Source organism: Pseudoxanthomonas sp. LARHCG66 (assembly GCF_052871755.1).
Genome location: NZ_JBIXJW010000001.1, coordinates 96,807 through 112,436, shown reverse-complemented (window position 1 = coordinate 112,436; position 15,630 = coordinate 96,807). Strand labels below are relative to the sequence as shown.

The following is a 15,630-nucleotide window of genomic DNA, read 5'->3' as shown; positions in this document are numbered from 1 at the left end:
GTCAGCGGGCCTCGGACAGGTGCGCGATGCATTTCAGTTCGATGGCGATCGGGGTCGGCAGCGAGGTGATACCCAGCGTGGTTCGGCAGGGCGCCGCCGCCGGGTCGGGGAAATACTCCGCCCACACCTGGTTGTACGTCTTGAAGTCGTGCGCCATGTCGGTGAGGTACACCGTCACGTCCACCAGGTCTTCCCAGCGTGCGCCGCTGGCCTTCAGCACTGCGCGGACGTTGGCGAACACGGCACGGCACTGTGCGTCGATGTCGTAGCTGATGAGGCGTCCCTCGGCGTCGTGCACGTTGCCGACGATGGCATTGCTGGCCGGATCGCGCGGGCCGATGCCGGACAGGAACAGCAGGTCGCCCACGCGGCGCGCGTGAGGATACTGGCCGACGGGCTTCGGCGCGGCATCGGCATGGATGACATCACTCATCGCGCTTCCCCTTGCCCGGGACGCCGGCGAGCGCACGCTGGTACGCAGGCTGGAGTTCATCCTGCGCAGCCACGTCCATGCCGAGTTCGCGCACGCGGCCGTCGAACAGGCTGTAGACCCAGCCGTGGATCGCGAGCGGCTGGCCGCGTGCCCATGCATCCTGCACCACGGTGGTCTGGCACACGTTGAACACCTGCTCGATCACGTTGAGTTCGCACAGGCGGGCATGGCGCAGGGATTCGGTATCGACCTGTTCCAGCAGATCGTTGTGCTTGAGTGCGACATCGGCGACATGGCGCAGCCAGTTGTCGGCCAGCCCCACGCGCAGGCCGGTCATGGCGGCGTGCACGCCGCCGCAGCCGTAGTGACCGACCAGCAGGATGTGTTCGACCTTCAGGATATCGACGGCGAACTGGACGACCGACAGCGCATTGAGGTCGCCGTGCGACATCACGTTGGCGATGTTGCGATGGACGAAGACCTCGCCGGGATCGAGGCCGAGGATCTGGTTCGCCGGCACGCGCGAATCGGAGCAGCCGATCCACAGGTAGCGCGGTGATTGCTGCTGCGACAACCGCTTGAAGAAGCCGGGATCCTCCTGCTTGATGCGGGCGGCCCAGTCGCGGTTGTTCTGCAGCAGTTTCTCGAGTTCGGTCAGGTCGGACATGGGGTTTGATGGTCCTCAGCGCAACGCCACGCAGACGTTCTTGGGTTCGGTGAAAAAACGCATGGCCTCGTGGCCGCCTTCGCGGCCGAGACCGGATGCGCCCACGCCGCCGAACGGCGTGCGCAGGTCGCGGGTCATCCAGGTATTGATCCAGACGATGCCGGCACGCAGTTGCGACGCCAGTCGATGGGCCCGGTCCAGGTCGCGCGTCCATAGCGTGGCCGCCAGGCCGTAGTCGCCGGCATTGGCCAGCGCGAGCGCATGGGCCTCGTCCTCGAACGGCTGCAGGGTCACGACCGGGCCGAAGATTTCCTCGCAATTGGTGGCTGCCTGGGGTCCGAGGCCTTCGATGACCGTGGGCGCAATGAACCAGCCGGGCCGCTCCAGCGCATGCCCACCGAGCAGCACGTGGCCGCCTTCGGTTCGCGCCCGCGCGATGCAGGCCAGCACCTTGTCGAAGTGCGCCTGCGACACCATCGCGCCGAGGCGCGTGGTGGGATCGTCCAGTGCCCCCGCCTGCAGTCCCCGCGCGCGTTCGATCAATGCATCGCGGAATTCGTCGTAGATCGCCTGCTGCACCAGCAATCGCGACCCGCACAGGCAGATCTGCCCGGCGTTCTGGAAAGCGGAGCGGAGCAGCGTGTCGAGGTGCGCGCGCCAGTCGCTGTTGGCGAATACCAGCGTGGCGTTCTTGCCACCCAGTTCCAGCGAGACCTTTTTCAGCAGCGGCCCGGCGAGGCCTGCAATGCGACGGCCCACCCCGGTGCTGCCGGTGAAAGACACTGCCCTGATCGCAGGATGCAGCACCAGTGGCTCGCCCACCGCCGGGCCTGTGCCATGCACGATGTTGAGCACGCCGGGCGGAAGGCCGATCTCTGCGGTCAACGCGCCAAGCATCGAGGCCGTGGCGGGCGTGATCTCCGAAGGCTTGGCCACCACCGTATTGCCGGCGGCCAATGCCGGGGCGATCTTCCAGGTGAAGAGATATAGTGGCAGGTTCCATGGCGAAATCGCGGCGACCACGCCCAGTGGCTGCCGCAGCGTGTAGTTCAGCCCGGCTTCGCCATGGTGCGACTCGCTGGCGAACTGGGTTGCCGCGTGGGCGAAGAAGCGCAGGTTGGCAATGGCACGGGGAATTTCGATGTCGCGCGCCAGCGCCAGCGGTTTGCCGGCATCGCGCGATTCGGCGAGGGCGAATTCCTCAAGCCGGCCCTCGAGCGCATCGGCGAGTTTTTCCAGCCAGCGCGCACGCCCGGTCGTGGTCAGCGCCGCCCACGCGGGAAATGCCGATTCCGCCGCATCGACGGCAAGCACCACATCGCTTTCGGTGCCCTCGGCGACCTCGGCATAGACCTGGGCCGACGCGGGTTCAAACACGGGACGCCATGCGCCGCCGTGGCGCGGTTCGCCCGCGATGAAGTGGCTGAAGCGGTCCATGTCCACTAGCTTAACCCGGCTGGCAAGCCCCCTGTGCCGGCGGATCAGATCGATTGCATGCGTCCGCCATCCACGGCCAGGCTGACGCCGTTGATGTAGCCCGCGGCGGGCGAGGCGAGGAAGGCGATGGCGGCGGCGACCTCGTGCGCGTCCGCGAAACGACCTGCCGGCACGGTGGCCAGCATCGCGCTGCTGACGGTGGCCTCATCCTTGCCGGTGGCCTGCATGCGGTCATGCAGGATCTGCTCCAGCCGCTGCGTGCGCGTGTAGCCGGGCAGCACGTTGTTGACCGTGATGCCATTCGGGGCCAGTTCCTTCGACAGCGTCTTGGCCCAGCTGGCGACAGCGCCCCGGATGGTGTTGGACACCCCCAGATTGGCAATGGGTTCCCGCACCGAGGTCGAGACGACATTGACGATGCGGCCCCAGCCGGCTTCACGCATGCCGGGTACGGTTGCCTGAGCAAGCACCTGGTTGGCGAGCAGGTGCTGCTGGAAGGCGGCCAGGTAGTCATGCGCCACGGCCTCGATGGCTCGCCCACCCGGTGGGCCGCCGGTGTTGTTGACCAGGACGTGGATCCGGTGCGTGGCGACCAGCCCGGTGACGTTGTCGCGGAGCGTTGTCGCATCGGCGATGTCGACGGCCAGCGTGCCGTGGCGCTGGCCGGTGGCGACGACAGGCAGGGCGTTGGCCACGTCCCGCAGCACGTCGGATCGGCGCGCCAGCACGGTGACATCAGCGCCGAGCAGGGCGAGCTCGTGCGCGGCTGCGCGTCCGATCCCCTCGGACGCGCCGCATACCAGTGCGTGCCGGCCGGCAAGATTGAGATCCATGCATCGTTCCCCGATGGACAAGGCGTCGAGTGTAGCCCTGTGGGAGCGACGCAAGTCGTGATGCTTTCCCGGCAAACCCGGAGGACTGAAATCCCCCGTCGCGACTTACGTCGCTCCCGCGCCGTCCTTGCGGAGCTCCAGGCGCTCGCGCATCAGGCTGGCCACCGCCAGATTGTCTTCGCCGCCCAGCCGCTGCAGCGCGGCGGCGGCGCCCTCGACGTTGGCGACAGGATGGTTCTGGCTGAGCTTGAACTTCAGTTCGATGCGCTCGACGACGAAACGGAAACCCACGATGCCGCGCAGTTGCCGCACGTGGTCAGCGCGCTCGTGTTCGAACCGCCAATCGTTGCCGACGGAGGCCTCGTTCACCTGGCTCAGGCGATCGACGATCCCGGCCAGGGCGCCGGTCTCCTCGGTGATGTCCAGCGTGCCGTGCAGGTGCGCAACCGCGTAGTTCCACGTGGGCACGCGCGCGGCTTCTTCCTTGTCCGCATACCAGCCGGGCGACAGGTAGGCATGCGGGCCATGCACGATCATCAGTGCGCTGCCGGCATGCCGTGCCTGCGGGTTGGGCCTGGCCCAATGGCCTTCGATCAGCACGCGGTCGCCATCCCGGGTGTAGAGCACCGGCAGGTGGCTGACGAAGGGCAGGCCGTCGGCGACGGTGACCAGTGTGACGAAGGCGTCGCGTGCGATCAGCCGGTCCAGTCCGGCCAGGTCGGTCTCGGCGAACGCGCGCGGCGTATACATGGCGCGTGCCTCAGGCGCGGGCGCCCAGCGACTGCACCATCATCGGTCGCAGCACGTCGTCGCTGTCCGCATGCGGGGGAGAGACGTCGTGCAGCGAGAAGCCGCGCGCGAGCGCGTCATCTTCGTCCAGACCGTCCCAGGCGACGAATTCGGCATCGAACAGCGCGGCGCGCGCGGTGTCTTCGCTGTCATAGGGCAGGGTATGCCCATCGCTGTCCAGTACCTCGGCCGTGCCTGCCTCCAGTACGCGCAGGCGTGCCCAGATCAGCGTGCGGCCCAGTGAAGCCAGGTACCAGTGTTCGCTCATGTGGTCGCTCATCCCAGGGCCTCCGCCCACAGCCAGAGCAGCCCGGCCATGCCCAGCCCGACGAAGATCACGCACAGCGAGATCCGCGCCGGGGTGGCCAGGCCGGACAACGAGCTGTCGGTGATCCGGCGATAGCCACCGCCCAGCAACCAGCGCAGCGCGACCGGCTTCAGGAAGGCGCCTTCGCCCCATTGCGCGCCCAGCGCCGCATGGCGGTCGCGGACGTGCACCAGTGTCAGCGGCCAGAAGATCACGAACGCACAGAATCCGGCGATGGCGATGCCGACGAAGCAGAGGGCGAAGAACAGCAGCATCGATCAGAACTCCGCGTTGCCGGGTGCGCGCGGGTAAGGGATGGCGTCGCGGATGTTGCTCAGTCCGCAGACGTATACCACCAGGCGCTCGAAGCCCAGGCCGAAGCCGGCATGCGGCACGGTGCCATAACGGCGGAAGTCGCGGTACCAGCCGTAGTGCGCCGGATCCAGGCCGAACTGCGCCATGCGCGCGTCCAGGATGTCCAGGCGCTCCTCGCGCTGGCTGCCGCCGATGATCTCGCCGATGCCCGGGGCCAGCACGTCCATCGCGGCGACGGTCTTGCCATCGTCGTTCAGGCGCATGTAGAAGGCCTTGATGTGCTCGGGGTAATTGGTCACCACCACCGGGCGACCGACATGCTGCTCGGTCAGCCAGCGCTCGTGCTCGGTCTGCAGGTCCAGGCCCCATTCCACCGGGAACTCGAACTTGTGGCCCGACTTCTGCAGCAGGCCGATGGCATCGGTGTAGTCGATGCGCTCGAACGGCGCGTTGACGAAGGCTTCCAGGCGGGTGATCGCATCGGGCTGCACGCGTTCGGCGATGAAGGCCAGGTCGTCGCCGCGCTCATCCAGCACGGCGCGGAACATGTACTTCAGGAAGTCCTCGGCCAGCTGCGCGTTCGCGGCCAGGTCGTTGAAGGCGACCTCCGGCTCGATCATCCAGAACTCGGCCAGGTGGCGGGTGGTGTTGCTGTTCTCGGCCCGGAACGTCGGGCCGAAGGTGTAGACCTTGCTCAGGGCCAGCGCATAGGCCTCGGCATTGAGCTGGCCGGACACGGTCAGGAAGGTTTCCTTGCCGAAGAAGTCGCGCGAGAAATCCACCGCGCCGTCCTTGCCACGGGGCAGGTTCGCCAGGTCCAGCGTGGACACGCGGAACATCTGCCCGGCGCCCTCGGCATCGGAGGTGGTCACGATGGGCGTGCTGATCCAGTAGAAGCCGTTCTGGTGGAAGAAGCGGTGCGCGGCCTGGGCCAGGCAGTTGCGGATGCGCGCGACCGCGCCGAACAGGTTGGTGCGCGGACGCAGGTGGGCGAACTCGCGCAGGTATTCCAGCGAGTGCTGCTTGGGCTGCATCGGGTAGGTGAGGGGATCCTCCACCCAGCCGACGACCTCGATGGAAGACGCCTGGATCTCGAAGCTCTGGCCCTGGCCCTGCGAAGCGACGAGGATGCCCGTGGCGATGACCGCGCAACCGGTGGTCAGGTGCTTCACTTCGGACTCGTAGTTGGACAGGGTGTCCGGGGCCACCACCTGGATCGGCGCGAAGCACGAGCCGTCGCTGACGTTGACGAACGACAGGCCTGCCTTGGAGTCGCGCCGCGTGCGCACCCAGCCGCGCACCGTGACTTCGCCGCCGGCCGGGAGCTTGCCCGCCAGCGCATGTTCGACGCTCACCACCGTCATGGCTTGAATCCTTCCGTAAACAGACACATTAATGGAACGCGGAGTTTACAAGAGCCGCGCGGCCCACGCTGCGCGGCCACCGCTATAATTCCTTCCCAGTTGTCCCGCAGGAGCACCGCATGGCCATCACCCTCACGCCGGTTGCGCTGGAACGCGTGCAGCGTTTCGTCGAACAGACCCCGGGGGCACTTGGCCTGCGTTTCGGGGTGACCCGCACCGGCTGTTCCGGCTGGGGCCATGTGGCCGACCTGGCCCGCGACCAGCGCGAGGGCGACACGGTGTTCGACTTCCAGGGCGTGCGGATCTACGTGGATGCCGACAGCCTGGCGCTGGTGGATGGCACCGAGATCGATTTCGCGAAGCAGGGCCTGGGCGAGACCTTCCTGTTCAACAACCCCAACGCGGCCGCCGAATGCGGCTGCGGCGAGAGCTTCACCACCACGGCCGACGCGGCCTGAGTGTACTGGTGGGGGCCGGAGTTGCTGCCCCCTTGGGGTGTTGGTGGCCCGGTCTTGCCCCTAAGTCACTGACCTGACATAATTTCCGGCTCCCGATGGCCTGCTGGCCGCGGGTCCTTGCCCCACCGCACCCCGCCGGCGCCATCGCGGAGTGGTCGGGGGGCTGTCCCGCCCGGCGCGCACTCCGCATGCCGGGCCCACATCCGAAAGGTAAATAACGATGCGTCACTATGAAGTCGTGTTCCTGGTCCACCCGGACCAGAGCGAGCAGGTGCCGGCCATGATCGAGCGCTACAAGTCGCTGATCGAGACCGGCAACGGCAAGATCCACCGTCTGGAAGACTGGGGTCGCCGCCAGCTGGCGTACCCGATCCAGAACCTGGTGAAGGCCCACTACGTGCTGCTCAACATCGAAGCCGACCAGGCCGTCCTGAACGAACTGGTCGAGAGCTTCCGCTTCAACGATGCGGTGCTGCGCAATCTGGTCATCAAGCGCGATGGTCCGGATACCGAGCAGTCCCTGATCATGAAGAACAAGGACGAGAAGGGCGACAAGCCCGAGCGTGGCGAGCGCCGCCGCCGTGACGATGACGAAGGCGAGGCCAGCACCGAGGCTTCGACCGATTCCGACACCGCCGAAGCCGCCTGAGCACGCCATCTAGGAGCGCCACACCATGTCCAAGTTCTTCCGCCGCCGCAAGTTCTGCAAGTTCACCGCCGAAGGCGTGAAAGAGATCGACTACAAGGATCTCAACACCCTGCGCCAGTACCTGACCGAGAACGGCAAGATCGTGCCGAGCCGCGTCACCGGTACCAAGTCCCGCTACCAGCGTCAGCTGTCCACCGCGGTCAAGCGCGCCCGTTTCCTGGCGCTGATCCCGTACACGGACAACCACGACGTGTAATCCAGAACCTCCCCTCGCGGGGAGGTTCTTCTTCCTACTGTCATTCGGACAGCCAATCGCTGCAGGCCAGGCCTGCTAACGAATACGGAGCAATACGATGGAACTGATTCTTCTGCAGAAAGTGACCAACCTGGGTGTCCTGGGTGACAAGGTCAGCGTGAAGCCGGGCTACGGCCGCAACTACCTGGTGCCGCAGGGCAAGGCCGTGCCGGCCACTGCCGCCAACGTCGCCGAGTTCGAAGCCAAGCGCGCCGACTACGAAGCCAAGGCCAAGGCCGTGCACGACGACGCCGAAGCCCGCGCCGCCAAGCTGGAAGGTGCCAGCGTCACGATCACCGCCAATGCCGCGACCGAGGGCAAGCTGTTCGGTTCGGTCGGTCCGCGCGACATCGCCGACGCGTTCACCGCCGCTGGCCTGCCGCTCGAGAAGAGCGAAGTCATCATGGGCGAAGGCGCGCTGCGCAACATCGGCGAGTACGAAATCGCCGTGAAGCTGCACGCCGACGTGCAGACGACGGTCAAGGTCGTGGTGCAGGCGGAAGCCTGATCCAGCCAGCGCATCATCCGTGATGCCGACAGACGGGCGCCGCAAGGCGCCCGTTCTGTTTCTGCCGTCGGCGCATGCCGACAGGTGGCCCGCGCCGTCGCAGCGGGTGAGACGACAAAAGATCAGTCTGAAGATACTTATCCACAGGTTGTTCCGTCGCGTGCCCACAGGCCGGGCTCCTACGATGTCCGGTCCGGCCCCATTCCGACCTGGTTGTACTGTCCATGCCCGCACGTACCGGCTTCCGCACCGACCCGCACGACTCGCGCATCGAACAGCTGCGCGTTCCGCCGAATTCCATCGAGGCGGAACAGGCGGTGCTGGGCGGCCTGATGCTGGCGCCGGAAGCGTACGACCGCATCAACGACAAGCTCACGCCGAATGATTTCTACCGTCGCGACCATCAGCTGATCTATCGCGCCATCGGCGAACTCGCGGAACGGAACCGTCCGTTCGATGCGGTCACGCTGGGAGAGTGGTTCGAGTCGCAGGGGCACATGGAACTGGTCGCTGGCGGTGCCTACCTGGTGGAACTGGCCAGTACTACGCCGTCGGCGGCGAACATCACGGCCTATGCCGAGATCGTGCGCGACAAGGCGGTGATGCGCCAGCTCATCGAGGTCGGCACCGAGATCGTCAACGACGCCTTCCAGCCGGAGGGCAAGGAAAGCGACGAGATGCTGGCGGTCGCCGAACAGAAAGTGTTCGCGATCGCGGAGCAGGGCGCACGCGGACGTACCGACTTCGTGGCGATGAACGATGCGTTGAAGGATGCGTTCGAAGTCCTGCGCGTACGTTCGGAAAGCGGCGGCACCGTCACCGGCCTGCCGACCGGCTACACCGAGTTCGACATGATGACCGCGGGCCTGCAGCCCACCGACCTGGTGATCCTGGCGGCGCGTCCGGCGATGGGCAAGACCACGTTCGCGCTGAACATCGCCGAGTACGCGGCCATCAAGTCGAAGAAGGCCGTCGCGGTGTTCTCGATGGAAATGTCGGCCGGGCAGCTGGCGATGCGACTGATCTCGTCGGTCGGCCGCATCAATGCCACGCGACTTCGCACCGGTTCGCTGGAGGATGAGGACTGGAGCCGCGTCACCAGCGCGATCCGCATCCTCAAGGACCAGGCCAAGGTCTTCATCGACGACACGCCTGGCCTCTCGCCGGACGTGCTGCGTTCCAAGGCGCGCCGGTTGAAGCGGGAACACGACCTCGGCCTGATCGTCATCGACTACCTGCAGCTGATGTCCGTGCCGGGCAACAGCGAAAACCGCGCTACCGAGATTTCCGAGATCTCGCGGTCGCTGAAAGGACTAGCAAAGGAACTCAACGTGCCGGTGCTCGCACTGTCGCAGCTCAACCGATCGCTGGAAACACGCACCGACAAGCGTCCGGTGATGGCGGACCTGCGCGAATCGGGCGCCATCGAGCAGGATGCCGACATGATCGTCTTCATCTACCGCGACGACTACTACAACAAGGAAACCTCGCCGGACAAAGGCCTGGCCGAGATCATCATCGGCAAGCAGCGTTCGGGTCCGACCGGCTCGTGCAAGCTGCGCTTCTTCGGCGAATACACCCGCTTCGACAACCTGAGCCACGACAGCATCGGCGCGTTCGAATGACCCCATCGATGTTCGCGGCGGTGCTTGTCGCGTAGTACGCTGCACGGGGCAGGACCGGTCCTCGGGGGAGCCGATACCAGGCATTGAAGGGCGCTGCGGGGCGCCCGGACGCGGTGCCCGGTGCGGCGGTGGTCCGGAACACGAATGGCCAGATGGCCCGTCGCCGTGGCGATGGCAGTGGCGGAACAGAGCCGCCAGCGAATAGACGTGCAGGGGAATCCAGTGGCCAGTGCGTCGGGCGCGGGCACAAGCAGGCGGTTGCGTGGCTGGCGGGCCGCATGGGCCGGTCTGGTGCTGCTTGCGTGCATGCAGGTGGCGTCGGCCCTCGAGATCCACCGCCAGCTGTCGCAGTTCCACCACACGGCCTGGAACGTCAAGGACGGTGCACCGGGTCAGATCACCGCATTGGCGCAGACCGCGGACGGCTATCTCTGGCTGGCCACCCAGATCGGCCTGTACCGCTTCGATGGCGTGCAGTTCGAGCGTTATGCGCCTCCGGCCGGCGAGTCGCTGCCCGCGACCAGTGTTTCGGCCCTGTATGCGCCTCCCGAGGGGGGGCTCTGGGTGGGCTTCCGCTACGGTGCCGTCAGCCACATCCACGCGGGCGGACTGAATCACTACGGTGAAGCACAAGGTCTGCCCAGCGGAACCGTCTTCGGTTTCGCCCGCGATGCCGATGGCCGGCTGTGGGCCGCCACCTTCACCGGACTGGTCTATCTGGAACGGGGACGATGGCACGCGCTGGGGCCGGAATGGAAATTCCCCGGCCGGCAGGCGCGCACCGTGTTCAACGATGCGTCCGGTACGCTGTGGGTGGCGACCGAGCAAGGCGCCGCTTTTCTGCCGCGTGGAGCACGGGCCTTCCAGCGCGTGCAGGCGCCGGTAGGCAGGATCAGCCAGTTTTCGCAGGCGCCGGACGGCGGCATCTGGATTGCCGAGGCCGACCGCGCCGTACGCGTATTGCCCCTGCCGGGAGTTCCGATGTCGACCGCGGCGCTGCCGCTGTCATCGGCCGGCCTGCTGTTCGACCGCGACGGTGCGCTGTGGGCCACCACCCTGGGCGACGGCGTCTACCGGCTGGCGGGCGAAGGGCAACCGCACTTCGAGAGCTATCGCCAGCGCGACGGCCTCAGTTCGGACTATGCGTTGCCGCTGCTGGAAGACCGCGAGGGCACGATCTGGGTAGGCAGCAGTCGCGGACTGGACCGTTTCCGCCATGCCAACGTGGTGCTGGCCCGTCTGCCCGACGGCGCGCACGACTTCGCCATCGTCGCCGATGACGGCGCAGCCGTGCTGGCGGGAAGCCGCAACCGGCCCCTGATGCGGCTGCGGGACGGTGCGCTCGAGACGTTGTCGCTGCCTCCGCCGCTGACCGCAGCCTACAAGGACGACCAAGGCGTGGTCTGGCTCGGTGGTCCCAAAGGACTGTGGACATTGCGTGACGGCAGGTTGGCGCCCGCAGCACCCCTGCCGGTCAGCGCGTATTCGGGCGTGCAGGCGATCGCGCGGACGACCGACGGTACGCTGTGGGTGTCGTTGAACACGCCAGGCATCCATCGCCTGCGCGACGGCCACTGGACCCATCTGCAGGAACTGGCGGGTACGCGCGATGGCTCGTCGCCGCTGAGCCTGCTGGCCGACCGGGAAGGTCAGCTGTGGATGGGCTTCGCGCACAACCGCATCGCGCGGATGCGGGAAGGCAGCCTGCAGGTATTCGGCCCTTCAAAGGGTCTGGACGTCGGCAACGTCAGTGCGCTGCATCAGGGGCGTTCCGGCATCTGGATCGGCGGCGAGCGGGGTCTTGCGCGTCTGCGCGGCGACCGCATCCAGAGCCTGCGCGCGCGCGCGGACAGCCCGTTCCGTGGCATTTCCGGCATCGTGGAGACGGCGGACGGTGATCTCTGGCTCAACGGTGCGCGAGGCATCGTGCGGGTGCCGGCCAGCGCCATCGAGGCCGTGCTCAAGGATTCGCCGCACGCTGCGTACGATCTCTTCGACTTCCTTGACGGACTGCCTGGCGTCCCTGCGCAGTTCCGACCCATCCCGACCGCGCTGCAGGCCGGGAATGGAAAGCTCTGGTTCGCCACCACCAGCGGCGTGGTGTCGATCGATCCGAAGGCCATCCAGCGCAATCCGTTGCCACCGCCAGTGGCGATCCGCGCGCTGTCCGTCGACGGCCGGGACCATCGCCTGGAGGGCGGCCCGCTGTCGCTGCCTGCCGGCGCGCGCAACCTGCAGATCGGCTACACCGCGTTGAGCCTGGCCATCCCCGAGCGGGTCCGGTTCCGTTACCGGCTCGAAGGCTACGAGCAGGAATGGCAGGAGGCTGGCACGCGTCGCGTGGCGTACTACAACGATCCGGGGCCGGGGCACTACGTGTTCCGCGTGCTGGCGGCCAACAACGATGGGGTGTGGAACGAGACGGGCGCCAGCATCGCGTTCTCGATCGCGCCGCGGTACTACCAGACCCCATGGTTCGCCCTGCTGTGCATCGCCCTGATCGCCGGACTACTGTGGGTCGCCTACCTGATGCGTCTTCGCCGCGTATCCCGGCAGATCCATGACCGCCTGCAGGAGCGCCACCGCGAACGCGAGCGCATCGCCCGCGAGTTGCACGACACCCTGCTGCAGAGCGTGCAGGGGCTGATCCTGCGCTTCCATGCGGTGGCAGGATCGCTGGGGGCGAGCGCACCCGGGCGGGATGCCCTGGAGTCCGTGCTGGAGCGCGCCGACGACGTACTGGTGGAGGCGCGCGACCGTGTGCTCGACCTGCGTGCGACCCACCATGCGGGCGGACTGTCCGACGTGTTTGTCCGGATGGCGGCCGACCTGGCCAGCGATGCGGATGTCTCCTGCCGGGTGACGATGGAGGGACTGGCAGTGCCCCTGGATCCGATCGTGCAGGACGAACTGGTGCAGATCGGGCGCGAAGCGCTGGTCAACGCGTTCCGTCACGCGCACGCGGGGCATATCGAAGTCGTGATCGAACAGGCGACGGATGGCGTGCGCGTCCGCTTCATCGATGACGGCCGCGGCATCGAACCCGATGTACTGGCACGCGGAGGCAGGCACGGGCACTGGGGGCTGGCGGGCATGCGCGAACGCGCAGAACGGCTGGGCGCGACGCTGGACGTCGCATCGCGACCGGGCGAGGGCACCTGCATCGACGTCCGTGTGCCGGCGGCGCTCGCCTACCGCGCGCGGTCACGCCGGTGGCAACGCTGGTTGCTTGGGCGCCATGACGGGAAGGACGGGCGCTGAAGCAGCGGGCATCCGCATTCGCACCGCTACAATCACCCCATGCCTGGACCCGACCACATCGAGGGAATGGACTTCGCGACCTCGTTCCGTCCCGAAGCGAACGACCGTCCCACCCGCATCCGCGTGGACCTGGACGCGTTGAGCCACAACGTCCATGCGCTGCAGGTGCACGCGGGCGTGCCGGTGATGGGCATCGTCAAGGCCAATGCCTATGGGCACGGGCTGGTGCCCGTCGCACTGCACCTGCAGGCCGAGGGCATCGGGCAACTGGGCGTGGCGCTGGTGGAGGAGGGCATCGCGCTGCGGCGCGCGGGCGTGACGGTGCCGATCCTGGTGCTGGGCGGCATCCATGCACCGCAGGTCAGCCAGTTCCTGGCGTGCGATCTTGAGGTGACCGTCTCCTCCATTGCCAAGCTGCGCCAGGTGGAACTGGCGGCCGAATCGCTGGGACGTCGCGCGGTGATCCATCTGAAGGTGGACACCGGCATGGAGCGCATCGGCGTGCACAGCGAGAATGCCGGACCCTTCATCGAGGCCGCAGTCGCCTCACGCTGGTGCACCGTGAAGGGCGTCTATTCCCATCTGGCGTGTTCGGACGATCCCGCCTCGCCGATGACGCAGGGACAGCTCGCGCGCTTCCTCGACGCCTGCCGGCATTTCGAGCGCATCGGTGCGCCGATGCCGATCCGCCACTTGGCCAACTCAGGCGGCGTGCTGCATTTCCCTGAAACCTGCCTGGACATGGTGCGCCCGGGCATCGCGCTATACGGCGTGATGCCCGATCCCGCCTCGCGCCCGACCGTGGCGTTGAAGCCAGCGTTGTCGCTGGTTTCGAAAGTGGTCTATTTCAAGGTGGTCGGCGCCGGACGCACGGTCAGTTATGGCGCCACCTGGACCGCGCCGACGGATACCCGCATCGTCACCGTGCCGATCGGCTACGGCGACGGTTACCCGCGTTCGCTGTCATCGCGTGGCGAAGTGCTGGTGCGGGGTGCGCGCCATCCCATCGTCGGGCGCGTATGCATGGACCAGTTCATGGTGGACATCGGTCCCGGCGGCAGCGCCTACAACGAGGACGAAGTGGTGCTGATCGGCCGCCAGGGCGGCGATGGCATTACCTGCGAAGCCGTGGCGCTTGCAGCGGGCACCATCCCGTACGAGATCCTGACCGGGCTCAATGCCCGCATCCCGCGCGAATACATCGGCGGTGCATCCGGCATGGCGCCTGCGACGTAAGCAACCGGACCCGTCTTCGAGAGTTTCCTGCATGCCCAACGCCCTCGTCTGGTTCCGCCACGACCTGCGCCTGGACGAGAATCCGGCGCTGCAGGCCGCGCTGGATGAGGGCTTCACGCCACTGCCGGTGTACGTGCACGCGCCGGCAGAGGAAGGCGAATGGGTGCCCGGTGCCGCATCGCAGGCCTGGCTGGGCAGATCGCTGGCATCACTCGATGCCTCCCTGCGGCAGCGCGGTTCGCGCCTGCTGATCCGGCATGGACCCAGCCGATGCACGTTGCAGGATCTGATCGATGCATCCGGTGCCACCGCGGTTTTCTGGAACCGCAAGTACGAACCCGCCACGCAGCCACGCGATGCCGCGATCAAGCAGGCATTGCGTGACAACGGGCTGCGCGCGGAGAGCTTCAACGGCAGCCTGCTGATCGAGCCGTGGGACATCGCCACCCAGCAAGGCCAGCCCTACAAGGTATTCACGCCGTTCTGGCGCGCCGCCCAGACCCGATTGCGCCTGCCTGCGCCGTGGACGGCGCCACCGCGGTTGCCGGCGGTGGATGACGCCATCACCGGCGTGCCGCTGGAGGCATTGGAACTCCGTCCGCGCCCTTCGTGGGATATCGGGTTCTGGGAAACATGGACCCCGGGCGAAGCGGGGGCTCGCGAAGCGCTCGAGGTCTTCATCGAGGGGGCGCTCAACGGCTACCGCACCGATCGCGATCGCCCCGACCGAACCGGCACATCGCGACTGTCGCCGCACCTGCACTTCGGCGAGATCGCGCCGTGGCGGATCATGGCGGAGCTGGAGCGCGTTCGTTCGGCGGCCAACGGCGCCGACATGGAGGGCTACATCCGTGAGCTAGGCTGGCGTGAGTTCGCGTACCACCTCCTGCATCACTTCCCGCATACGACCACGCAGGACCTCAACCCGCGTTTCGCGCATTTCGACTGGGCGAAGGTGGACCTGGCCGCGTTCGAGGCCTGGCAGCGTGGCCGGACCGGCGTCCCGATCATCGATGCGGGCCTGCGCGAACTGTGGACGACCGGTTACATGCACAACCGCGTGCGCATGATCGTGGCCAGTTACCTGACCAAGCACCTGCGCTACCACTGGCTGCACGGCGCGCACTGGTTCTGGGACACGCTGGTCGATGCGGACCTGGCCAACAACACGCTGGGCTGGCAATGGACCGCCGGCACCGGGGCCGACGCCGCGCCGTACTTCCGCGTCTTCAATCCCGTCACCCAGGCGGAGAAGTTCGATCCCAGGGGCGAGTACATCGCGCGCTGGGTGCCGGAACTGGCGCCGTTGCCGGTGCCGCTGCGCTTCGCGCCCTGGCAGAAACCGGACCTGCTGGCGCACGTGGCGCCGGACTATCCACGCGGACCCATCGTGGACCTCGCCGAGGGCCGCGACGGTGCGCTGGCGGCGTACCGCGACAGTGTTGGCTGAGAT

16 protein-coding genes are annotated in these 15,630 nt (G+C 67.1%); 8 read left to right on the top strand and 8 right to left on the bottom strand.

Annotated features, from left to right (window positions below):
- Nucleotide 1: 1 nt before the first annotated feature.
- From ACIPRS_RS00485 to asnS, 8 genes are all read right to left on the bottom strand, one after another.
- Nucleotides 2-433, bottom strand: coding sequence for a RidA family protein (locus ACIPRS_RS00485; RefSeq protein ID WP_446537148.1), 432 nt, complete (start codon nt 431-433; stop codon nt 2-4).
- Nucleotides 426-1,091 (bottom strand): carbonate dehydratase, encoded by a 666-nt coding sequence (gene can, locus ACIPRS_RS00480; RefSeq protein ID WP_337730847.1) that lies wholly within the window; start codon nt 1,089-1,091, stop codon nt 426-428. The genes ACIPRS_RS00485 and can overlap by 8 nt, the downstream gene beginning before the upstream one ends.
- Before the next feature lie 24 nt (nt 1,092-1,115).
- A complete protein-coding gene (locus ACIPRS_RS00475; RefSeq protein WP_446537147.1) occupies nt 1,116-2,537 on the bottom strand; it encodes an aldehyde dehydrogenase in 1,422 nt (473 codons plus the stop codon).
- A gap of 44 nt (nt 2,538-2,581) precedes the next feature.
- Complete coding sequence (locus tag ACIPRS_RS00470; protein ID WP_446537146.1) at nt 2,582-3,370, bottom strand: SDR family oxidoreductase; 789 nt, start codon at nt 3,368-3,370, stop codon at nt 2,582-2,584.
- A gap of 105 nt (nt 3,371-3,475) precedes the next feature.
- Entirely contained in the window at nt 3,476-4,120 is a 645-nt protein-coding gene (locus ACIPRS_RS00465; protein ID WP_446537145.1) for an FMN-binding negative transcriptional regulator, read from the bottom strand.
- 10 nt (nt 4,121-4,130) lie between these two features.
- Entirely contained in the window at nt 4,131-4,439 is a 309-nt protein-coding gene (locus ACIPRS_RS00460; protein WP_192201100.1) for a hypothetical protein, read from the bottom strand.
- Nucleotides 4,436-4,741 (bottom strand): hypothetical protein, encoded by a 306-nt coding sequence (locus ACIPRS_RS00455; protein WP_192201101.1) that lies wholly within the window; start codon nt 4,739-4,741, stop codon nt 4,436-4,438. The genes ACIPRS_RS00460 and ACIPRS_RS00455 overlap by 4 nt, the downstream gene beginning before the upstream one ends.
- A 3-nt stretch (nt 4,742-4,744) precedes the next feature.
- A complete protein-coding gene (asnS, locus tag ACIPRS_RS00450) occupies nt 4,745-6,145 on the bottom strand; it encodes an asparagine--tRNA ligase (protein WP_337729843.1) in 1,401 nt (466 codons plus the stop codon).
- A 119-nt stretch (nt 6,146-6,264) separates the two neighbouring features.
- On the opposite strand from asnS, the gene ACIPRS_RS00445 reads away from it, so the two are divergent.
- The 8 genes from ACIPRS_RS00445 (at nt 6,265) to ACIPRS_RS00410 (ending at nt 15,627) form a co-directional block, all read left to right on the top strand.
- Nucleotides 6,265-6,603, top strand: a complete 339-nt coding sequence (locus ACIPRS_RS00445) for a HesB/IscA family protein (protein ID WP_337729842.1) — start codon at nt 6,265-6,267, stop codon at nt 6,601-6,603.
- A gap of 220 nt (nt 6,604-6,823) precedes the next feature.
- The gene (gene rpsF, locus ACIPRS_RS00440) at nt 6,824-7,252 is read left to right on the top strand and encodes a 30S ribosomal protein S6 (protein WP_142125379.1); all 429 of its coding nucleotides are present in this window, start codon (nt 6,824-6,826) and stop codon (nt 7,250-7,252) included.
- Nucleotides 7,253-7,277: 25 nt separating this feature from the next.
- Nucleotides 7,278-7,508 (top strand): 30S ribosomal protein S18, encoded by a 231-nt coding sequence (rpsR, locus tag ACIPRS_RS00435; protein ID WP_055942998.1) that lies wholly within the window; start codon nt 7,278-7,280, stop codon nt 7,506-7,508.
- A gap of 97 nt (nt 7,509-7,605) precedes the next feature.
- Nucleotides 7,606-8,055 carry a 50S ribosomal protein L9 gene (rplI, locus tag ACIPRS_RS00430; protein ID WP_337729841.1) on the top strand — a complete coding sequence of 150 codons (450 nt, stop codon included), beginning with the start codon at nt 7,606-7,608 and terminating at the stop codon, nt 8,053-8,055.
- Between the two features lie 224 nt (nt 8,056-8,279).
- On the top strand, nt 8,280-9,680 hold the full coding sequence (locus ACIPRS_RS00425) for a replicative DNA helicase (protein ID WP_298122208.1): 1,401 nt from the start codon (nt 8,280-8,282) through the stop codon (nt 9,678-9,680).
- A 144-nt stretch (nt 9,681-9,824) separates the two neighbouring features.
- Entirely contained in the window at nt 9,825-12,941 is a 3,117-nt protein-coding gene (locus ACIPRS_RS00420) for a sensor histidine kinase (RefSeq protein WP_446537144.1), read from the top strand.
- A 39-nt stretch (nt 12,942-12,980) separates the two neighbouring features.
- Nucleotides 12,981-14,177 (top strand): alanine racemase, encoded by a 1,197-nt coding sequence (gene alr / locus ACIPRS_RS00415; RefSeq protein WP_446537143.1) that lies wholly within the window; start codon nt 12,981-12,983, stop codon nt 14,175-14,177.
- A 31-nt stretch (nt 14,178-14,208) separates the two neighbouring features.
- Entirely contained in the window at nt 14,209-15,627 is a 1,419-nt protein-coding gene (locus tag ACIPRS_RS00410) for a cryptochrome/photolyase family protein (protein ID WP_446537142.1), read from the top strand.
- Nucleotides 15,628-15,630 lie beyond the last annotated feature (3 nt).